The organism is Neorhizobium alkalisoli, from assembly GCF_002968635.1.
GTDB classification, from domain to species: Bacteria; Pseudomonadota; Alphaproteobacteria; order Rhizobiales; family Rhizobiaceae; genus Neorhizobium; species Neorhizobium alkalisoli.
This window is the reverse complement of record NZ_PVBN01000004.1, coordinates 31,062-47,260: the sequence shown is the minus strand read 5'-3', so window position 1 is coordinate 47,260 and position 16,199 is coordinate 31,062. Positions and strand designations below refer to the sequence as shown.

At 62.9% G+C, this 16,199-nt stretch carries 9 protein-coding genes; all 9 read left to right on the top strand.

From position 1 onward, the window contains the following. Positions 1 to 4: 4 nt before the first annotated feature. The 9 genes from C5L13_RS10245 (at position 5) to glgX (ending at position 16,131) form a co-directional block, all read left to right on the top strand. Positions 5 to 2,416 carry a circularly permuted type 2 ATP-grasp protein gene (locus C5L13_RS10245; protein ID WP_105383204.1) on the top strand — a complete coding sequence of 804 codons (2,412 nt, stop codon included), beginning with the start codon at positions 5 to 7 and terminating at the stop codon, positions 2,414 to 2,416. Between the two features lie 18 nt (positions 2,417 to 2,434). Continuing rightward, positions 2,435 to 3,316 (top strand): transglutaminase family protein, encoded by an 882-nt coding sequence (locus C5L13_RS10240; protein WP_105383203.1) that lies wholly within the window; start codon positions 2,435 to 2,437, stop codon positions 3,314 to 3,316. A 131-nt stretch (positions 3,317 to 3,447) separates the two neighbouring features. Further along, positions 3,448 to 4,719, top strand: a complete 1,272-nt coding sequence (locus tag C5L13_RS10235) for a TadE/TadG family type IV pilus assembly protein (protein WP_105383202.1) — start codon at positions 3,448 to 3,450, stop codon at positions 4,717 to 4,719. A gap of 192 nt (positions 4,720 to 4,911) precedes the next feature. Then, on the top strand, positions 4,912 to 7,374 hold the full coding sequence (locus C5L13_RS10230; protein ID WP_105383201.1) for a glycogen/starch/alpha-glucan phosphorylase: 2,463 nt from the start codon (positions 4,912 to 4,914) through the stop codon (positions 7,372 to 7,374). Then, entirely contained in the window at positions 7,374 to 9,584 is a 2,211-nt protein-coding gene (gene glgB / locus C5L13_RS10225) for a 1,4-alpha-glucan branching protein GlgB (protein WP_105383200.1), read from the top strand. The genes C5L13_RS10230 and glgB overlap by 1 nt, the downstream gene beginning before the upstream one ends. A gap of 10 nt (positions 9,585 to 9,594) precedes the next feature. Continuing rightward, a complete protein-coding gene (gene glgC, locus C5L13_RS10220) occupies positions 9,595 to 10,857 on the top strand; it encodes a glucose-1-phosphate adenylyltransferase (protein ID WP_105383199.1) in 1,263 nt (420 codons plus the stop codon). Continuing rightward, complete coding sequence (gene glgA / locus C5L13_RS10215) at positions 10,857 to 12,314, top strand: glycogen synthase GlgA (RefSeq protein ID WP_105383198.1); 1,458 nt, start codon at positions 10,857 to 10,859, stop codon at positions 12,312 to 12,314. Before glgC ends, glgA begins: the two co-directional genes overlap by 1 nt. Before the next feature lie 2 nt (positions 12,315 to 12,316). Then, positions 12,317 to 13,945, top strand: coding sequence for an alpha-D-glucose phosphate-specific phosphoglucomutase (locus C5L13_RS10210; protein WP_105383551.1), 1,629 nt, complete (start codon positions 12,317 to 12,319; stop codon positions 13,943 to 13,945). A gap of 230 nt (positions 13,946 to 14,175) precedes the next feature. Next, positions 14,176 to 16,131: a glycogen debranching protein GlgX gene (gene glgX, locus C5L13_RS10205; protein WP_105383197.1), complete on the top strand. Its 1,956-nt coding sequence runs from the start codon at positions 14,176 to 14,178 to the stop codon at positions 16,129 to 16,131. Positions 16,132 to 16,199 lie beyond the last annotated feature (68 nt).

The following is a 16,199-nucleotide window of genomic DNA, read 5'->3' as shown; positions in this document are numbered from 1 at the left end:
CCCGATGTCCAAGGCACCGGCAACCGACCGTGTAACCGAAACGCGGACCCCGAAGGATCCGATTCTCGGCTACGCAGCATTGCCGGGCATTGCCGACGAGATGCTGGACGCCAACGGCCAGATCCGGCCGGTCTGGCGCAATCTGATCGCGCATTTGAGCCGGATGCCGGAAGGCGATCTTCAGGAGCGCTTCGCACGCGCCGACCGGTATCTCCGCGATGCCGGCGTCTTCTACCGGACCTATGGCGCGCAAGGCAGCGGCGAACGCAACTGGCCGATCTCGCATGTCCCCGTGCTGATCGACGGCAAGGAATGGGAAGCGGTCTCGAAAGGCCTCGTTCAGCGTGCCGACCTTCTGGAAGCGGTCGCCTCCGATATCTACGGCGAGAACCGGCTCGTGCAGGAAGGCATCCTGCCGCCGGCTCTGATCGCCGGCAATTCCGAATTCCTGCGGCCGCTGGTCGGTGTCAGACCTGTCGGCGGCCATTACCTGCATTTCTGCTCCTTCGAGATCGGCCGCGGCCCGGACGGCAACTGGTGGGTGCTCGCCGACCGCACCCAGGCGCCATCGGGCGCAGGCTTCGCCTTGGAAAACCGCGTCGCCACCACGCGCGCGCTTTCCGATATCTACGGCGAAAGCCACGTGCATCGTCTCGCTTCCTTCTTCGGCGCCTTCCGTGACGCGCTGCAGGCACACAAGCAATATCCGGAGGACCGGATCGCCGTGCTGACGCCGGGTCCGGCCAACGAGACCTATTTCGAACACGCCTATATCGCCCGCTATCTCGGTTTCATGCTGCTCGAGGGCGAGGACCTGACGGTCGTCAACAACCGCGTCATGGTTCGGACGGTGGCCGGCCTGAAACCGATCGGCGTCCTCTGGCGGCGTCTCGATGCCTCCTATGCAGATCCCCTGGAGCTGAACCAGAACTCCCATATCGGTACGCCCGGCATGGTGCAGGCGCTGCGCTCCGGCGCGGTCACCTTCGTCAACGCGCTCGGCTCCGGCATCCTCGAAACGCGGGCCTTGCTCGCCTTCATGCCGACCGTCTGCCGCCGGCTGCTCGGCGAAGACCTTTTGATGCCGTCGATCGCCACCTGGTGGTGCGGCCAGAAGGCCGAACGGGATCATGTGGCGAAGAACATCGAGAAGATGGTCATCGGCCCCGCCTATTCCCGCCTTCCCTTCTTTGACGACAACGGCCAGTCGGTGCTCGGCTCGTCGCTGCGCAAGGCGGCAAAGGAATCGGTGGGCGACTGGTTGTCCTCCGAGGGGTCCAAGCTCGTCGGCCAGGAGGTCGTGACGCTCTCCACCACGCCGGCTTACGTGAACGGAAAGCTCGTCCCCCGACCGATGTCGCTGCGCGTCTTCGCGGCGCGCACCGAAAACGGCTGGCAGATCATGCCCGGCGGCTTTGCACGTATCGGCTCCGGCCCCGACGTCGCGGCGATCGCCATGCAGGCCGGCGGTGCGGCAGCCGACGTCTGGATCGTCAGCGACAAGCCTGTGCCCAAGCCGACGCTGCTGCCGCCGGAGGAAAGCTTCACCCGCAACATGCCCGGCAGCCTGCCGAGCCGCGCGGCCGACAACCTCTACTGGCTCGGCCGCTATATCGAGCGGGCGGAAGGGGCGCTGCGCATCCTGCGCGCCTGGCATCTGCGCTACGCCGAATCCGCCGATCCGAAGCAGCCGCTGCTGGCCGACGTGACGCGTTACCTCAAGGCGATCGACATCGACATGTCGAAAGCCGTGCCGGCTCCGCTCCTGCGCAACATCGACAGCGCCATCTATTCGGCAAGCAACATCCGCGACCGCTTTTCGCCGGACGGCTGGCTGGCCTTGACGGACCTTGCCAAGACCGCCCGTCGGTTTCACGAGGCGGTCCAGCCCGGCGACGACGCCAGCCACGCCACCACCATCCTGCTCCGCAAGCTCGCGGGCTTTGCCGGTCTCGTCCACGAAAACATGTACCGCTTCACGGGCTGGCGTTTCCTATCGATCGGCCGGCATCTGGAACGCGCGCTGCACATGACCCGCCTGCTCGGCCATATGTCAGGCCCCGAAGCACCGGACGGTTCGCTGGACATGCTGCTGGAGATCGGCGACAGCGTCATGACCCATCGCCGCCGCTACAATGTCGCCACGGCCCGATTGACAGTCGCCGATCTGCTGGCGCTCGACCCCTTGAACCCGCGCTCGATCCTTTTCCAGCTGAACGAGATCCGCACCGAGGTGGAGCAATTGCCGAACGCCTTCGTCAACGGCCAGATGTCGCCCTTCTACCGCGAGGCGATGCGGCTCCATTCCGGCCTCGCCGTCATGACCCCGGAGGCGATGGATCACGAAGTCTACCGGAAGCTCGAACTGGAGATGGAGAAGCTGTCCGACATCCTCGGCCAGACTTACTTCAGCTAGGGCGGAGGACGGGTGGCGATGCTCTACGATCTCAACCTCCACATGGGTTACGTCTACGACGTTCCGGCCTCGGGCGCCCGTCATGTGATCCGGGTCCTGCCCTTGTCGCTTCCCGACCGGCAGCGGCTGATTGCCGGCTCCGTGACCGTCACGCCAAATGCCGACGAGCGAACCACCTTCATCGATTTCTTCGGCCAGCAGGCGACCTCGGTTCTCGTCCGCGCGCCGCACGACCGGCTTGATATCCGCATGCAGGCCCGCGTCATGGTGGAGGCGCCGACAATGACGGCGGACCTCTCCCCGGAGCTCGACGAACTCAGGGAGGAGCTCGCGGAGCTCTGGTCGGTCGATCCGGCCTCGCCGCATCATCTCGCCGGTCCGAGCCCCCGTCTTGCGGAAGAGCCGCAGATCGCCGCCTACGCCCGCGAAATCGCCAAGCCGGGGCAGACCGTGCGCGAAATCGCGCTCGCCTTGTGCGCCCGCATCCACAAGGATTTCACCTACGACCCGGAGGCCACCACGGTCGACACCACGCCGAAGGAGGCCTTCCGGCTTCAGCGCGGCGTCTGCCAGGATTTCGCGCATGTGATGATCGTCGGCCTGCGCAGCCTCGGTATTCCCGCCGGATACGTCTCGGGCTTCCTGCGCACCATTCCGCCGCCCGGCAAGGAACGCCTCGAAGGCGCGGATGCCATGCATGCCTGGGTCCGGGTATGGTGCGGCGAGACCGTCGGTTATCTGGAGCTCGATCCGACCAACGACATCCCCGCCGGCAGTGATCACATCGTCGTCGCCTATGGCCGCGACTATGCCGACATCGCTCCGGTTGTCGGAGTCCTCAAGGGTTACGGAAATCAGAAAGTCGTCCAGGCGGTCGACGTCGTCCCCCTGAAATCTTGAGAATTCCGCCTCGTTATGAAGCTAATCTTTTGTAATTACTAAAATTCTATTAATTCCATTAGGCCTTCCTACACACGCCTTAACCTAGCATGGCGCCAGTTGTTCAAATGATTTGAACGGGGATTGGGGCTATGAAAACCTGCACGCATTTTGCGCGCCTGATGAAGGACCGCGCCGGAAATTTTGGAATTATGACGGCCGTGGCGATACCGGTCCTCATGGGAGCTGCCGGCATCGCGATCGATCTGACGCGGGTCATCGAGGAAAAGACGCATCTCCAGGCCGCCGCCGACGCGGCCACTCTCGCCGCCGCCTCCGCCATGTCCGAGGAAGGCAGCATGAGCGAGACGGAAGCCGAAAAGCTGATGATGGATTTCTACATCGCCCAGGCCGCACAGACGATCAACACATCCGACATGACCGAGGAAGAAAAGGCCGCAGCCTTGGAGGAGCTTAGACGGAATGCGGAAGCCATGGCGACGAGCACCGTCACCTCCAGCACCGCCGCCAGCTATGACATCCGCCTCAAGGCAAGCTACGACGTGCCGCTGAGCGGCCTGACTGCGCTTCTCGGCTTCGACAAGATGACGATCGGCGTCGAGAGCCAGTCCGCAAGCGGTCGCGAGGGCAATGCGCTCTCCATGTATCTAGCGCTAGACGAATCCGGCTCGATGGCTTGGGACACCACCACCATCAACTCGGCGCAGCCGACAAAACTGGTCGCGACAGATCAAAAAGAAAAGTATAGCTGCCCCACGAAGCACAACCCTAACAAGATGTGCGAGCGTACCGTCTACAAGGAGGTACCAAACTATCTGACCAAGATGGCATCGCTGAAGGCCGCGGCCGCCGTCATGTTCGAGGAACTCGACAAGGCGGACCCCAACAAGGAACTCATCCGCATCGGCGCGACGTCCTATACCCATGAGACCAAGACGGAAGAAAAGATGGCCTGGGGCACCGATGAGGTGGCCGACTATGTCGATGACCTGCCGAACGTCCCTGCCGGTGGCACCGATGCGAGCGGCGCCATGGACAACGCGTTCAAGGCGCTGAAGAATGCGACCGCCACCGAGAAGACCGCCCATGACGGCAAGGGCAATACCAGTTTCGAGCGCTTCATCGTGCTGATGACCGACGGCGAGATGACCGGCTACAGCGCGAACTGGAACAAGACGCTGGACGACAAGGTCCGTGCCACCTGCAAGCTCGCCAAGGATGACGGCATCAAGATCTACGCGATCGCCTTTATGGCCCCCACAAAGGGCAAGCAACTCCTGGAAGCCTGCTCCAGCGGCGAGGACGATTATTACTACGAGCCGAACAACATGACCCAGCTTGTCCAGAGCTTCGGCGAGATTGCCCGCAAGGCGGCAAAGACCGGCACCCGCCTGACCAACTGACCCCGGCAAGCCAGACAACAGGACGCTCCGCCCTCGGCGGGGCGTTTTCCTGCGCGTTTGCCCAGCAAATGCGCAAAGATAAAACGACCGTTGCAACTGGGTCATATCGGTGCATAAACTGTCGTCACAACATCGTGCCAGATGGACTGAATCGGACGCTATCCTCCCGCTCCACCAGAAAGTTGGCGACTTATGAATGAAACGTCTTCTTCGGCTGAAATCCTTCAGCCGGCCCCCCGCAGCTCCCGCCCCGAGATCATGGCGGAAGAAATCATCGAACGCCTGACCTACCGCATCGGCAAGGATGCGAAGGTTGCCAAGCCGCATGACTGGCTGACCGCCGCGATCCTCGTGGTGCGCGACCGGATCATCGACAAGTGGATGGAATCCACCCGCAAGGTCTACCGCACCGGCGGCAAGCGCGTCTATTACCTCTCGCTCGAATTCCTGATCGGCCGGCTGATGCGCGACGCCGTCAGCAATATGGGCCTGATGAAGGAAATCCGCGACGCCTTGACCTCGCTTGGGGTCGATGTCGACGTGATTGCCGGCCTGGAGCCGGACGCGGCACTCGGCAACGGCGGCCTCGGACGTCTCGCCGCCTGTTTCATGGAATCCATGGCGACGGTCGACATTCCGGCCTACGGCTACGGCATTCGCTACATCCACGGCCTGTTCCGCCAGCAGATGGCAGACGGCTGGCAGGTGGAATTGCCGGAAACCTGGCTCGCGCACGGCAACCCCTGGGAATTCGAACGCCGGGAAAGCTCCTACGAAATCGGCTTCGGCGGCACGGTTGAAACGGTCGGCGGCTATGACGAAACGCCCCGCTATGTCTGGAAGCCGGCGGAGCGCGTCATCGCCATGGCCTATGACACGCCGATCGTCGGCTGGCGCGGCAAGCGCGTCAACACGCTGCGCCTCTGGTCGGCCCAGCCGATCGACCCGATCCTGCTCGACGCCTTCAACGCCGGCGACCATATCGGCGCGCTGCGCGAGAGCAACAAGGCGGAAAGCCTGACCCGCGTCCTCTATCCGGCCGATGCCAATCCGGCCGGACAGGAACTGCGCCTGCGCCAGGAATTCTTCTTCTCCTCCGCCTCGCTGCAGGACATCCTGCGCCGCCACCTGCAGCAGTATCCGGATTTCACCAACCTTCACGAAAAGGTGGCGATCCAGCTCAACGACACCCATCCGGCCGTCTCGATCGCCGAGCTTATGCGTCTCCTGAGCGATATTCACGGCCTCGACTTCGAGCAGGCCTGGGACATCACCCGCCAGACCTTCTCCTACACCAACCACACGCTGCTGCCGGAAGCGCTTGAAAGCTGGCCGGTTCCGCTGTTCGAGCGGCTTTTGCCGCGCCATATGCAGATCGTCTATGCGGTCAACGCCTTGATTCTGGTCGAGGCACGCAAGCACAAGAGCTTCTCCGATACCCAGATCCGCTCGATCTCGCTGATCGACGAAGCCGGCGAACGCCGCGTGCGCATGGGCAACCTCGCCTTTGTCGGCTCCCATTCGGTCAACGGCGTCTCGGCGCTGCATACCGACCTGATGAAGGTCACGGTCTTTGCCGACCTCCACACGCTCTACCCGACCCGCATCAACAACAAGACCAACGGTATTACGCCGCGCCGCTGGCTGATGCAGTGCAATCCCGGTCTCGTCTCGCTCGTTCAGGACGCGATCGGCGACAAGTTCCTGGACGACACGGATGCACTGACGGCGCTCGACGCCTTTGCCGACAACGCCGCCTTTCAGGAGAAGTTCGCGGCCGTCAAGCGGGCGAACAAGGTGCAGCTCGCCAACCTCGTCGGCAGCCGCATGGGCATCCGGCTCGATCCGTCGGCCATGTTCGACATCCAGATCAAGCGCATCCACGAATACAAGCGCCAGCTGCTCAATATCATCGAAGCCGTGGCGCTCTACGACCAGATCCGCTCGCATCCGGAGCTCGACTGGGTTCCGCGTGTAAAGCTCTTCGCCGGCAAGGCGGCGCCGAGCTATCACAACGCCAAACTGATCATCAAGCTCGCCAACGACGTGGCGCGCGTCATCAACAACGACCCGGCCGTGCGCGGTCTGCTCAAGGTCGTCTTCGTGCCGAACTACAATGTCTCGCTGGCCGAGATCATGGTTCCGGCAGCAGACCTTTCCGAACAGATTTCCACGGCCGGCATGGAAGCCTCCGGCACCGGCAACATGAAGTTCGCGCTGAACGGTGCGCTGACGATCGGCACGCTCGACGGCGCCAATGTCGAGATGCGTGACCATGTCGGCGACGAGAACATCGTCATCTTCGGCCTCAAGGCCGACGAAGTGGCGAAGGTGCGCACCGACGGCCACAATCCGCGCGCCATCATCGAAAAGTCCCGCGAGCTTTCCCAGGCGCTGAACGCGATCGCCACCGGCGTCTTCTCGCCCGACGACCGCTCCCGCTTCACCACTCTCATCGACGGCATCTACAATCACGACTGGTTCATGGTCGCCGCCGATTTCGATGCCTATGCCGAAGCACAGCGGCACGTTGACCAAATCTGGACCGACCCTAAATCCTGGTATTCCAAGACGATTCGAAATACCGCCCGAATGGGATGGTTCTCCTCTGACAGAACTATTCGCCAGTACGCGTCGGAAATCTGGAGAGCCTGATGAAGAAATCGCCGCGCGTCATCGATGACGGAAGAGCCCCAGGCGAAATTCCGTTATCCGAGATCGAGGCGATTTTGGAAGGCAGGCATACCAATCCCTTCGCCGTCCTCGGGCTTCACAAGCTCGGGGACGCGTTCCGGGCTCGCTGTTTCATTCCCGGCGCCGAGGCGGTCACCGCGCTGACGCTCGGCGGAACGGAACTCGGGGAACTCACCCGCCGTCACGACGCGGGTTATTTCGAAGGCCTCGTCAGCGCCGCTCACCTGCAGCCCGTCCGCTATCGCGCCCGCCGCGGCGACGATGAATGGGCGGTGACCGACCCCTATTCCTTCGGCCCCGTCCTCGGCCCGATGGATGACTATTTCGTCCGGGAAGGCTCGCATCTGCGGCTCTTCGACAAGATGGGCGCCCACCCGATGAAGCATGAAGGGGTGGAAGGTTTCCACTTCGCCGTCTGGGCGCCGAACGCCAAACGCGTCTCCGTCGTCGGCGACTTCAACAATTGGGACGGCCGCCGCCATGTGATGCGGCTGAGGGTCGATACCGGCATCTGGGAAATCTTCGCACCGGACGTCCGGGCAGGGTCCGCCTACAAGTTCGAGATCGTCGGCAAGAACGGCAAAGTCCTGCCCTTGAAGGCCGACCCGTATGCCCGGCGCGGCGAAATGCGCCCCAAGAACGCCTCCGTGACGGCGCTGGAACTGGAACAGAAATGGGAAGACGAGGCCCATCGCGAATTCTGGGAGAAGGCCGATCACCGCCGCCAGCCGATCTCGATCTATGAGGTACATGCCGGCTCCTGGCGCCAAAAGCCGGACGGTTCCTTTCTCACCTGGGACGAACTTGCGGCGGAACTGATCCCCTATTGCGCCGACATGGGCTTCACCCATATCGAGTTTCTGCCGATCACCGAACATCCCTTCGACCCGTCCTGGGGCTATCAGACGACCGGCCTCTTTGCGCCGACCGCCCGCTTCGGCGAACCGGAGGGCTTTGCCCGCTTCGTCAACGGCTGCCACAAGGTGGGCATCGGCGTCATCCTCGACTGGGTGCCGGCGCACTTCCCGACCGACGAGCACGGCCTGCGCGAGTTCGACGGCACGGCGCTCTACGAACACGAAGATCCGCGCCAGGGTTTCCACCCGGACTGGAACACGGCGATCTACAATTTCGGCCGCATCGAGGTCCTCTCCTACCTCGTCAACAACGCGCTCTACTGGGCTGAAAAATTCCATCTCGACGGCCTGCGCGTCGATGCGGTCGCCTCCATGCTCTACCTCGACTATTCGCGTAAAGAGGGCGAATGGGTGCCGAACGAATATGGCGGCCGCGAGAACCTGGAGACCGTGCGTTTTCTCCAGAAGATGAATTCGCTCTCCTACGGCGCCCATCCCAACGTGATGACGATTGCCGAGGAATCCACCTCCTGGCCAAAGGTCTCGCATCCCGTCCACGAAGGCGGCCTGGGCTTCGGCTTCAAGTGGAACATGGGCTTCATGCACGACACGCTGAGCTACCTGAAGCGCGAACCCGTGCACCGCAAGCACCATCACAACGAGATCACCTTCGGCCTCGTTTATGCCTTTGCGGAAAACTTCGTGCTGCCGCTCTCCCATGACGAAGTGGTGCATGGAAAGGGCTCGCTGATCGCCAAGATGGCCGGCGACGACTGGCAGAAGTTCGCCAATCTGCGCGCCTATTACGGCTTCATGTGGGGATATCCCGGCAAGAAGCTGCTGTTCATGGGCCAGGAATTTGCCCAATGGGGCGAATGGAGCGAGGCAAAGTCGCTCGACTGGAACCTTCTTCAATACCATCCGCATGAAGGCGTGCGCCGCCTCGTGCGCGACCTGAACCTCTGCTACCGTTCCAAGCCCGCCCTGCACGCCCGCGATTGCGAAGGCGAAGGTTTCAGCTGGCTCGTCGTCGACGACGCCGAAAATTCGGTCTTTGCCTGGCTGCGCATGGCGCCGGGAGAAAAGCCCGTGGCGGTGATCAGCAATTTCACCCCCGTCTATCGGGAAAATTACCGCCTTCCCTTGCCAAACGAAGGCAGATGGCGGGAAATCCTCAATACCGACGCCGAAATCTACGGAGGCAGCGGCAAGGGCAATGGCGGACGCGTTCAGGCAGTGAACGCGGGAGGGGCCGTCAGCGCCGAGGTTACGCTGCCGCCGCTCGCGACGATCATGCTGGAATTTGAACAATAGGGAGGGACCGATGAACGAAAAGAGAATTCAGCCTCTGTCGCGGGATGCGATGGCCTATGTGCTTGCCGGAGGACGCGGAAGCCGGTTGAAGGAACTCACCGACCGCCGCGCCAAGCCCGCCGTCTATTTCGGCGGCAAGGCGCGCATCATCGATTTCGCCCTGTCGAACGCGCTGAATTCCGGCATCCGGCGCATCGGCGTCGCCACCCAGTACAAGGCCCATTCGCTGATCCGCCACATGCAGCGCGGCTGGAACTTCTTCCGCCCGGAACGCAACGAGAGTTTCGACATCCTCCCCGCCTCCCAGCGCGTCTCCGAAACGCAATGGTACGAAGGCACCGCCGACGCGGTGTTCCAGAACATCGACATCATCGAGTCCTATGCCCCGGAATACATGGTCATCCTCGCCGGCGACCACGTCTACAAGATGGACTACGAATACATGCTCCAGCAGCATGTGGATTCCGGCGCGGATGTCACCGTCGGCTGCCTCGAAGTGCCACGCATGGAGGCGGTGGGCTTCGGCGTCATGCATGTCGACGAGAAGGACCAGATCGTCGCCTTCGTGGAAAAACCCGCCGATCCGCCCGGCATTCCGGGTAATCCCGATTTCGCGCTCGCGTCCATGGGCATCTACGTCTTCCACACCAAGTTCCTGATGGACGCCCTGAAGCGCGATGCCGCCGATCCGGGTTCCAGCCGCGATTTCGGCAAGGACATCATTCCCCACATCGTCAAGAACGGCAAAGCGGTCGCCCATCGCTTCGCAAGCTCCTGCGTCCGTTCCGATTTCGAGCGCGAGCCCTACTGGCGCGACGTCGGCACCATCGACGCTTATTGGCAGGCGAATGTGGACCTCACCGCGGTGACGCCGGAACTCGACATCTACGACAAGTCCTGGCCGATCTGGACCTATGCGGAGATCAATCCGCCCGCGAAATTCGTGCATGACGACGAGGACCGCCGCGGTTCGGCAATCTCCTCGGTCGTTTCGGGCGATTGCATCATCTCCGGCTCGACGCTCTACAACAGCCTGCTCTTTACCGGCGTACGCGCCAATTCCTATTCCCGCCTTGAAGGTGCCGTCATTCTCCCCAATGTCCGCATCGGCCGGCGCGCGCAGCTTCGCAATGTCGTCATCGATCACGGTGTAACCATTCCCGAAGGCCTGGTGGTCGGCGAGGATCCGGAACTCGATGCGAAGCGGTTCCGCCGGACGGAAACCGGCATCTGCCTGATCACCCAGCCGATGATCGACAAACTGGATCTGTAATGAAAGTTCTTTCGGTTGCGTCCGAAGTCTATCCGCTGGTCAAGACCGGCGGGCTCGCCGATGTCGCCGGCGCGCTGCCGCTTGCCCTGAAGGGTCACGGCGTTTCGGTGAAGACGCTGATACCAGGCTATCCGGCAGTCTTGAGTGCCGTGAAGGACGCCAAGCGCGTCCTGAGCTTCGACAGCCTGCTCGGCGGCAAGGCCGAAGTGCTGGAAGTCGAGCATCAGGGCCTCGACCTCCTGATCCTCCATTCGCCGACCTTCTTCGACCGGCCGGGCGGTCCTTATGCGGACGCCACCGGCAAGGACCATTTCGACAACTGGCGCCGGTTCGCGGCCCTCTCGAAGGCGGCCGCATTGATCGCCCAGAAGGGACTGTCGGACGGCATGAGCGGCTGGCGGCCGGATGTCGTGCATGTGCACGACTGGCAGGCCGCCATGGTGCCGGCCTATATGCGCTACGCCGATGAGCCGGAAGTTCCAACCCTCATCACCATCCACAACATCGCCTTCCAGGGACAGTTCGGCGCCGACATCTTTCCCTATCTCGAACTGCCCGCCCATGCCTTCGGCATCGACGGCGTCGAATATTTCGGAGGCGTCGGTTACCTGAAGGCGGGCCTGCAGACGAGTTGGGCGATCAGCACGGTCAGCCCTTCCTATGCCGAGGAGATTCTCACGCCCGAATTCGGCATGGGCCTCGAAGGACTGCTGTCGCTTCGGCACTCCGACCTGCACGGCATCGTCAACGGCATCGACGACGATGTATGGGACCCTGCCGCGGATCCCGCCGTGAAGGTCAATTACACAGCCTCGACGCTGAAGACCCGCGCCGGCAACAAGCGCGCCGTCGCCGAACGCTTCGGTCTGACAAAGGGCGATGGCCCGCTTTTCTGCGTCATCTCCCGGCTGACCTGGCAGAAGGGCATGGACCTGCTGGCCGAAGCGATCGATGACCTTGTGCATCTCGGCGGGAGGCTGGCTGTCCTCGGCTCCGGCGACAGGGCACTGGAAAACGCCTTCCACGCCGCTGCTGCGCGCCATCCCGGCAGCGTTTCGGTGCTCTCCATCTATGACGAGCCGCTGTCGCATCTCATGCAGGCTGGCTCCGATGCCATCATCATACCCTCCCGCTTCGAACCCTGCGGGCTGACCCAGCTCTACGGCCTCAGATACGGCTGCGTTCCGGTCGTCGCCCGCACCGGCGGCCTCAACGACACCGTCATCGACGCCAGCCACGCGGCGCTTGCCACAAAGGCCGCGACGGGCATTTCCTTCGGCCCCGTGACCGCCGCCAACCTGCGCCGCGCGCTGCGCCGTGCCGTCCGGCTCTACCACGACCCCAAGGTCTGGACGCAGTTGCAGAAGCAGGGCATGAAATCCGACGTTTCCTGGGGAAAGAGTGCCGGGCTCTATGCCGCGCTCTATTTTGACCTCCTTGCGAAAAAAGGTGCATGACCATGATTAAAACCGTCGCAACCGCCCCCTATCAGGACCAGAAGCCGGGAACCTCCGGCTTGCGCAAGAAAGTGCCGGTCTTCGCCCAGGAGAACTATGCGGAGAACTTCATCCAGTCGATCTTCGATTCGCTCGAAGGCTTTGAAGGCAAGACGCTCGTGATCGGCGGCGACGGCCGCTACTACAACCGCGAAGTCATCCAGAAGGCGATCAAGATGGCCGCGGCCGCCGGCTTCGGCAAGGTCACGGTCGGCCAGGGCGGCATCCTCTCGACGCCCGCCGCCTCCAACGTCATCCGCAAATACCGTGCCTTCGGCGGCATCGTGCTGTCGGCCAGCCACAATCCCGGCGGCCCGACCGAGGATTTCGGCATCAAGTACAATATCGGCAATGGCGGCCCGGCACCGGAAAAGATCACCGACGCCATCTTCGCCCGCTCCAAGATCATCAGCGAATACAAAATCGCCGATGTGGCCGACGTGAACCTCGATGTGGTCGGCTCCTTCGATGTCACCGGCATGACGGTCGAGGTGATCGATCCGGTCGCCGACTATGCCGAACTGATGGAGCAGCTCTTCGACTTCCCGGCCATCCGTGCCCTGATCGCAAGCGGCGTCCGCGTCGCGATGGATTCCATGGGCGCCGTGACCGGCCCGTATGCCAAGGAAATCTTCGAGAACCGGCTTGGAGCTCCGGCGGGATCGGTGCGCAACGCGACACCCCTGCCCGACTTCGGCGGCCATCACCCGGACCCGAACCTCGTCCATGCCAAGGAACTCTATGACGACGTGATGAGCGCGGACGGCCCGCATTTCGGCGCGGCTTCGGATGGCGACGGCGACCGCAACATGGTTGTCGGCAAGGGCATGTTCGTCACGCCCTCCGACAGCCTCGCGATCATCGCCGCCAACGCCACCGTGGCACCCGGCTACGCCAAGGGTATCGCCGGCATCGCCCGCTCCATGCCGACCAGTGCCGCCGCCGACCGCGTCGCCGAAAAGCTTGGCATAGGCATGTACGAGACGCCGACCGGCTGGAAATTCTTCGGCAACCTCATGGATGCCGGCAAGGTCACAGTCTGCGGCGAGGAAAGCTTCGGCACCGGTTCTGACCACGTGCGCGAGAAGGACGGCCTCTGGGCGATCCTCTTCTGGCTGAACATCATGGCCGCCCGCAACGAGAGCGTCGCCGAGATCGTCAGGAAGCACTGGGCCGAATACGGCCGCAACTACTATTCCCGCCACGACTACGAAGAAGTGGACACGGACGCCGCCAACAGCCTGATCGCCGCACTGCGCGACAAGCTTGCCGCCCTTCCCGGCCAGACCTTCGGGTCGCTCAAGGTCTCAGCCGCTGACGATTTCGCCTACAACGATCCGATCGACGGCTCGGTCTCGAAGAACCAGGGCATTCGCATCCTCTTCGAAGGCGGCTCCCGCGTCGTCTTCCGCCTCTCCGGCACCGGCACCTCGGGCGCCACGATCCGCGTCTACGTGGAGCGTTACGAACCCGACGCATCCCGCCACGGGATCGAGACACAGGAAGCACTCTCCGACCTCATCTCCATCGCCGACCAGATTTCGGAACTGAAGACACGCACCGGCCGGGATCAGCCGACGGTGATTACGTGATCGCTTGATGTACAGCTCTCAGGGGAGCGGTCGATGACAAGGGTGTCGTCCACGTGGTCTGCAACGGCGCGGCAGGTCAAGCCCCTCCCCCTTGTGGGGAGGGGTTGGGGAGGGGACTTTACTCCGAGTAAAAACCCCTCCCGCCTACCGGCCACCCTCCCCACAAGGGGGAGGGTTAAGGCTGTGGCACCGCCGGCAAAAACCCGGTCAGCCTGAGCGAGGTAGACTGCATGCCCAAACCCTCCGACCTAAGACTCGGCGTAACCCTCACATCAGACGGCGCGGACTTCGCCGTCTGGTCGCATCATGCCGGACGGATCGAACTCTGCCTTTTCGATGCCGAAGGAAAAAAGGAAACCGCCCGCCACCGGCTGGTTCGCGGCCGCGACGACATCCATCGCGTATCGGTGCAGGGCATTGCGGTCGGACAACGTTACGGCTATCGCGCCTCGGGCACTTATGATCCCGATCGGGGCCTGTGGTTCGACCCTTCGAAACTCCTGGTCGACCCATACGCCCGCGAACTCGACCGGCCATTCCGGCACGATACGAAACTTTCCGTATTCGGCGTCGATACCGCCGACCTGGTACCAAAGGCGATCCTGACCAGCGACCCGCTGGCGAAAATCCGCAATCCCATCCTGCCGCCCGGCGGCTTCATCTATGAGGTCGCGGTCAAACCCTTCACCATTCTCCACCCCGACATCCCCGAAACGACCCGCGGCACGGTCGCAGCGCTCGCCCATCCATCGGTCATCGCGCATCTCAAAAAGATCGGCGTCGATGCGATCGAGCTGATGCCGATCACCGCCTGGATCGACGAGCGCCACCTGCCATCGCTGAAGCTGACGAATGGCTGGGGGTACAATCCGGTCGCCTTCATGGCGCTCGACCCCCGCCTTTGCCCGGGCGGCGTGAGGGAGCTGCGCGAAACGGTCTCGGCGCTGCACCAGGCCGGTATCGGCGTCATCCTCGACCTCGTCTTCAACCATACCGGCGAGAGCGACCGCCATGGCGCGACACTCTCCATGCGCGGCCTCGACAACCTTTCCTATTATCGGCATGTGCCCGGCGAACCGGGCCATCTCGTCAACGACACCGGCACCGGCAACACCGTCGCCTGCGACGCGCCCCAGGTTCGCCGGCTGATCATCGACACGCTCCGCCATTTCGTCGTGCATGCCGGCGTGGACGGCTTCCGCTTCGACCTTGCGCCGGTAATCGGCCGCACCGCTGGAGGCTTTGAGCCGGAGGGGGAAACGCTGAAGGCCATGCTCGCCGACGAAGCCCTGAAGGACCGCGTGCTGATCGCCGAGCCGTGGGATATCGGCCCCGGCGGCTATCAGCTCGGCAATTTTCCCGCTCCCTTCCTGGAATGGAACGACCGCGCCCGCGACGATATCCGCCGCTACTGGCGCGGCGAGCGCTGGACGACCGGCGCGCTCGCCACCCGGCTTGCCGGCTCCTCCGACATCTTCGCCCGCCACGGCCGTCAATCCACTCGAACCGTGAATTTCCTCGCCGCCCACGACGGCTTCACGCTGATGGATCTGGTCTCCAACGAAAACAAGCATAACCAGGCGAACGGCGAGGAAAACCGCGACGGGCACAACGACAACTTTTCCTGGAACAACGGGATCGAAGGCGAGACCGACGATCCGGTCATCCTCGAAAATCGCCGCCGCGATGTCGAGGCACTCCTCTCCACCCTGTTCGCCAGCCGCGGCACCATCATGTTGACCATGGGCGACGAGGCGGGCCGTTCGCAGCGCGGCAACAACAATGCCTATGCCCAGGACAACGAGATCACCTGGCTCGACTGGAGCACGATCGACAAGACGCTGGTCGAGCACACCGCCACGCTCGCCGCCATTCGAAAGCGCTTCGCCGTCTTTTCCGAAACCGGCTTCTTCGCCGGCAATGGCGATATCGAATGGTTGGCCGGCAGCGGCCAGCCGATGGAGGTCGGCGATTGGGACAATCCCGACAATCCCGTCCTCGGCATGGTTCTCGCGTCGCTTGACCGAAAGACCGGCAGCAAGATCCGCTTGGCCGTCCTTTTCAATCGCGGTCATGAACAGGCGAGCTTCGCTCTGCCCGGCTGGGGCTGGAAGCATTTTCCCTCTGGCGACCTCTGGAATCAGGTCCTGCCAGCCCGCTCCGTCCGCTTCTGCATCGAGGAATGATGCGGCGCAAGATCTTCCCTCGCCAAGCGGGTCAAATCCTGTAAACTCCTATAGCCATTACGGAAATC

Excerpts from the sequence above, each read along its gene's own strand:
- C5L13_RS10245 (WP_105383204.1), top strand. The coding sequence starts at position 5 with ATGTCCAAGGCACCGGCAACCGACCGTGTAACCGAAACGCGGACCCCG.
- C5L13_RS10240 (WP_105383203.1), top strand. The coding sequence starts at position 2,435 with ATGCTCTACGATCTCAACCTCCACATGGGTTACGTCTACGACGTTCCG.
- C5L13_RS10235 (WP_105383202.1), top strand. The coding sequence starts at position 3,448 with ATGAAAACCTGCACGCATTTTGCGCGCCTGATGAAGGACCGCGCCGGA.
- C5L13_RS10230 (WP_105383201.1), top strand. The coding sequence starts at position 4,912 with ATGAATGAAACGTCTTCTTCGGCTGAAATCCTTCAGCCGGCCCCCCGC.
- glgB (WP_105383200.1), top strand. The coding sequence starts at position 7,374 with ATGAAGAAATCGCCGCGCGTCATCGATGACGGAAGAGCCCCAGGCGAA.
- glgC (WP_105383199.1), top strand. The coding sequence starts at position 9,595 with ATGAACGAAAAGAGAATTCAGCCTCTGTCGCGGGATGCGATGGCCTAT.
- glgA (WP_105383198.1), top strand. The coding sequence starts at position 10,857 with ATGAAAGTTCTTTCGGTTGCGTCCGAAGTCTATCCGCTGGTCAAGACC.
- C5L13_RS10210 (WP_105383551.1), top strand. The coding sequence starts at position 12,317 with ATGATTAAAACCGTCGCAACCGCCCCCTATCAGGACCAGAAGCCGGGA.
- glgX (WP_105383197.1), top strand. The coding sequence starts at position 14,176 with ATGCCCAAACCCTCCGACCTAAGACTCGGCGTAACCCTCACATCAGAC.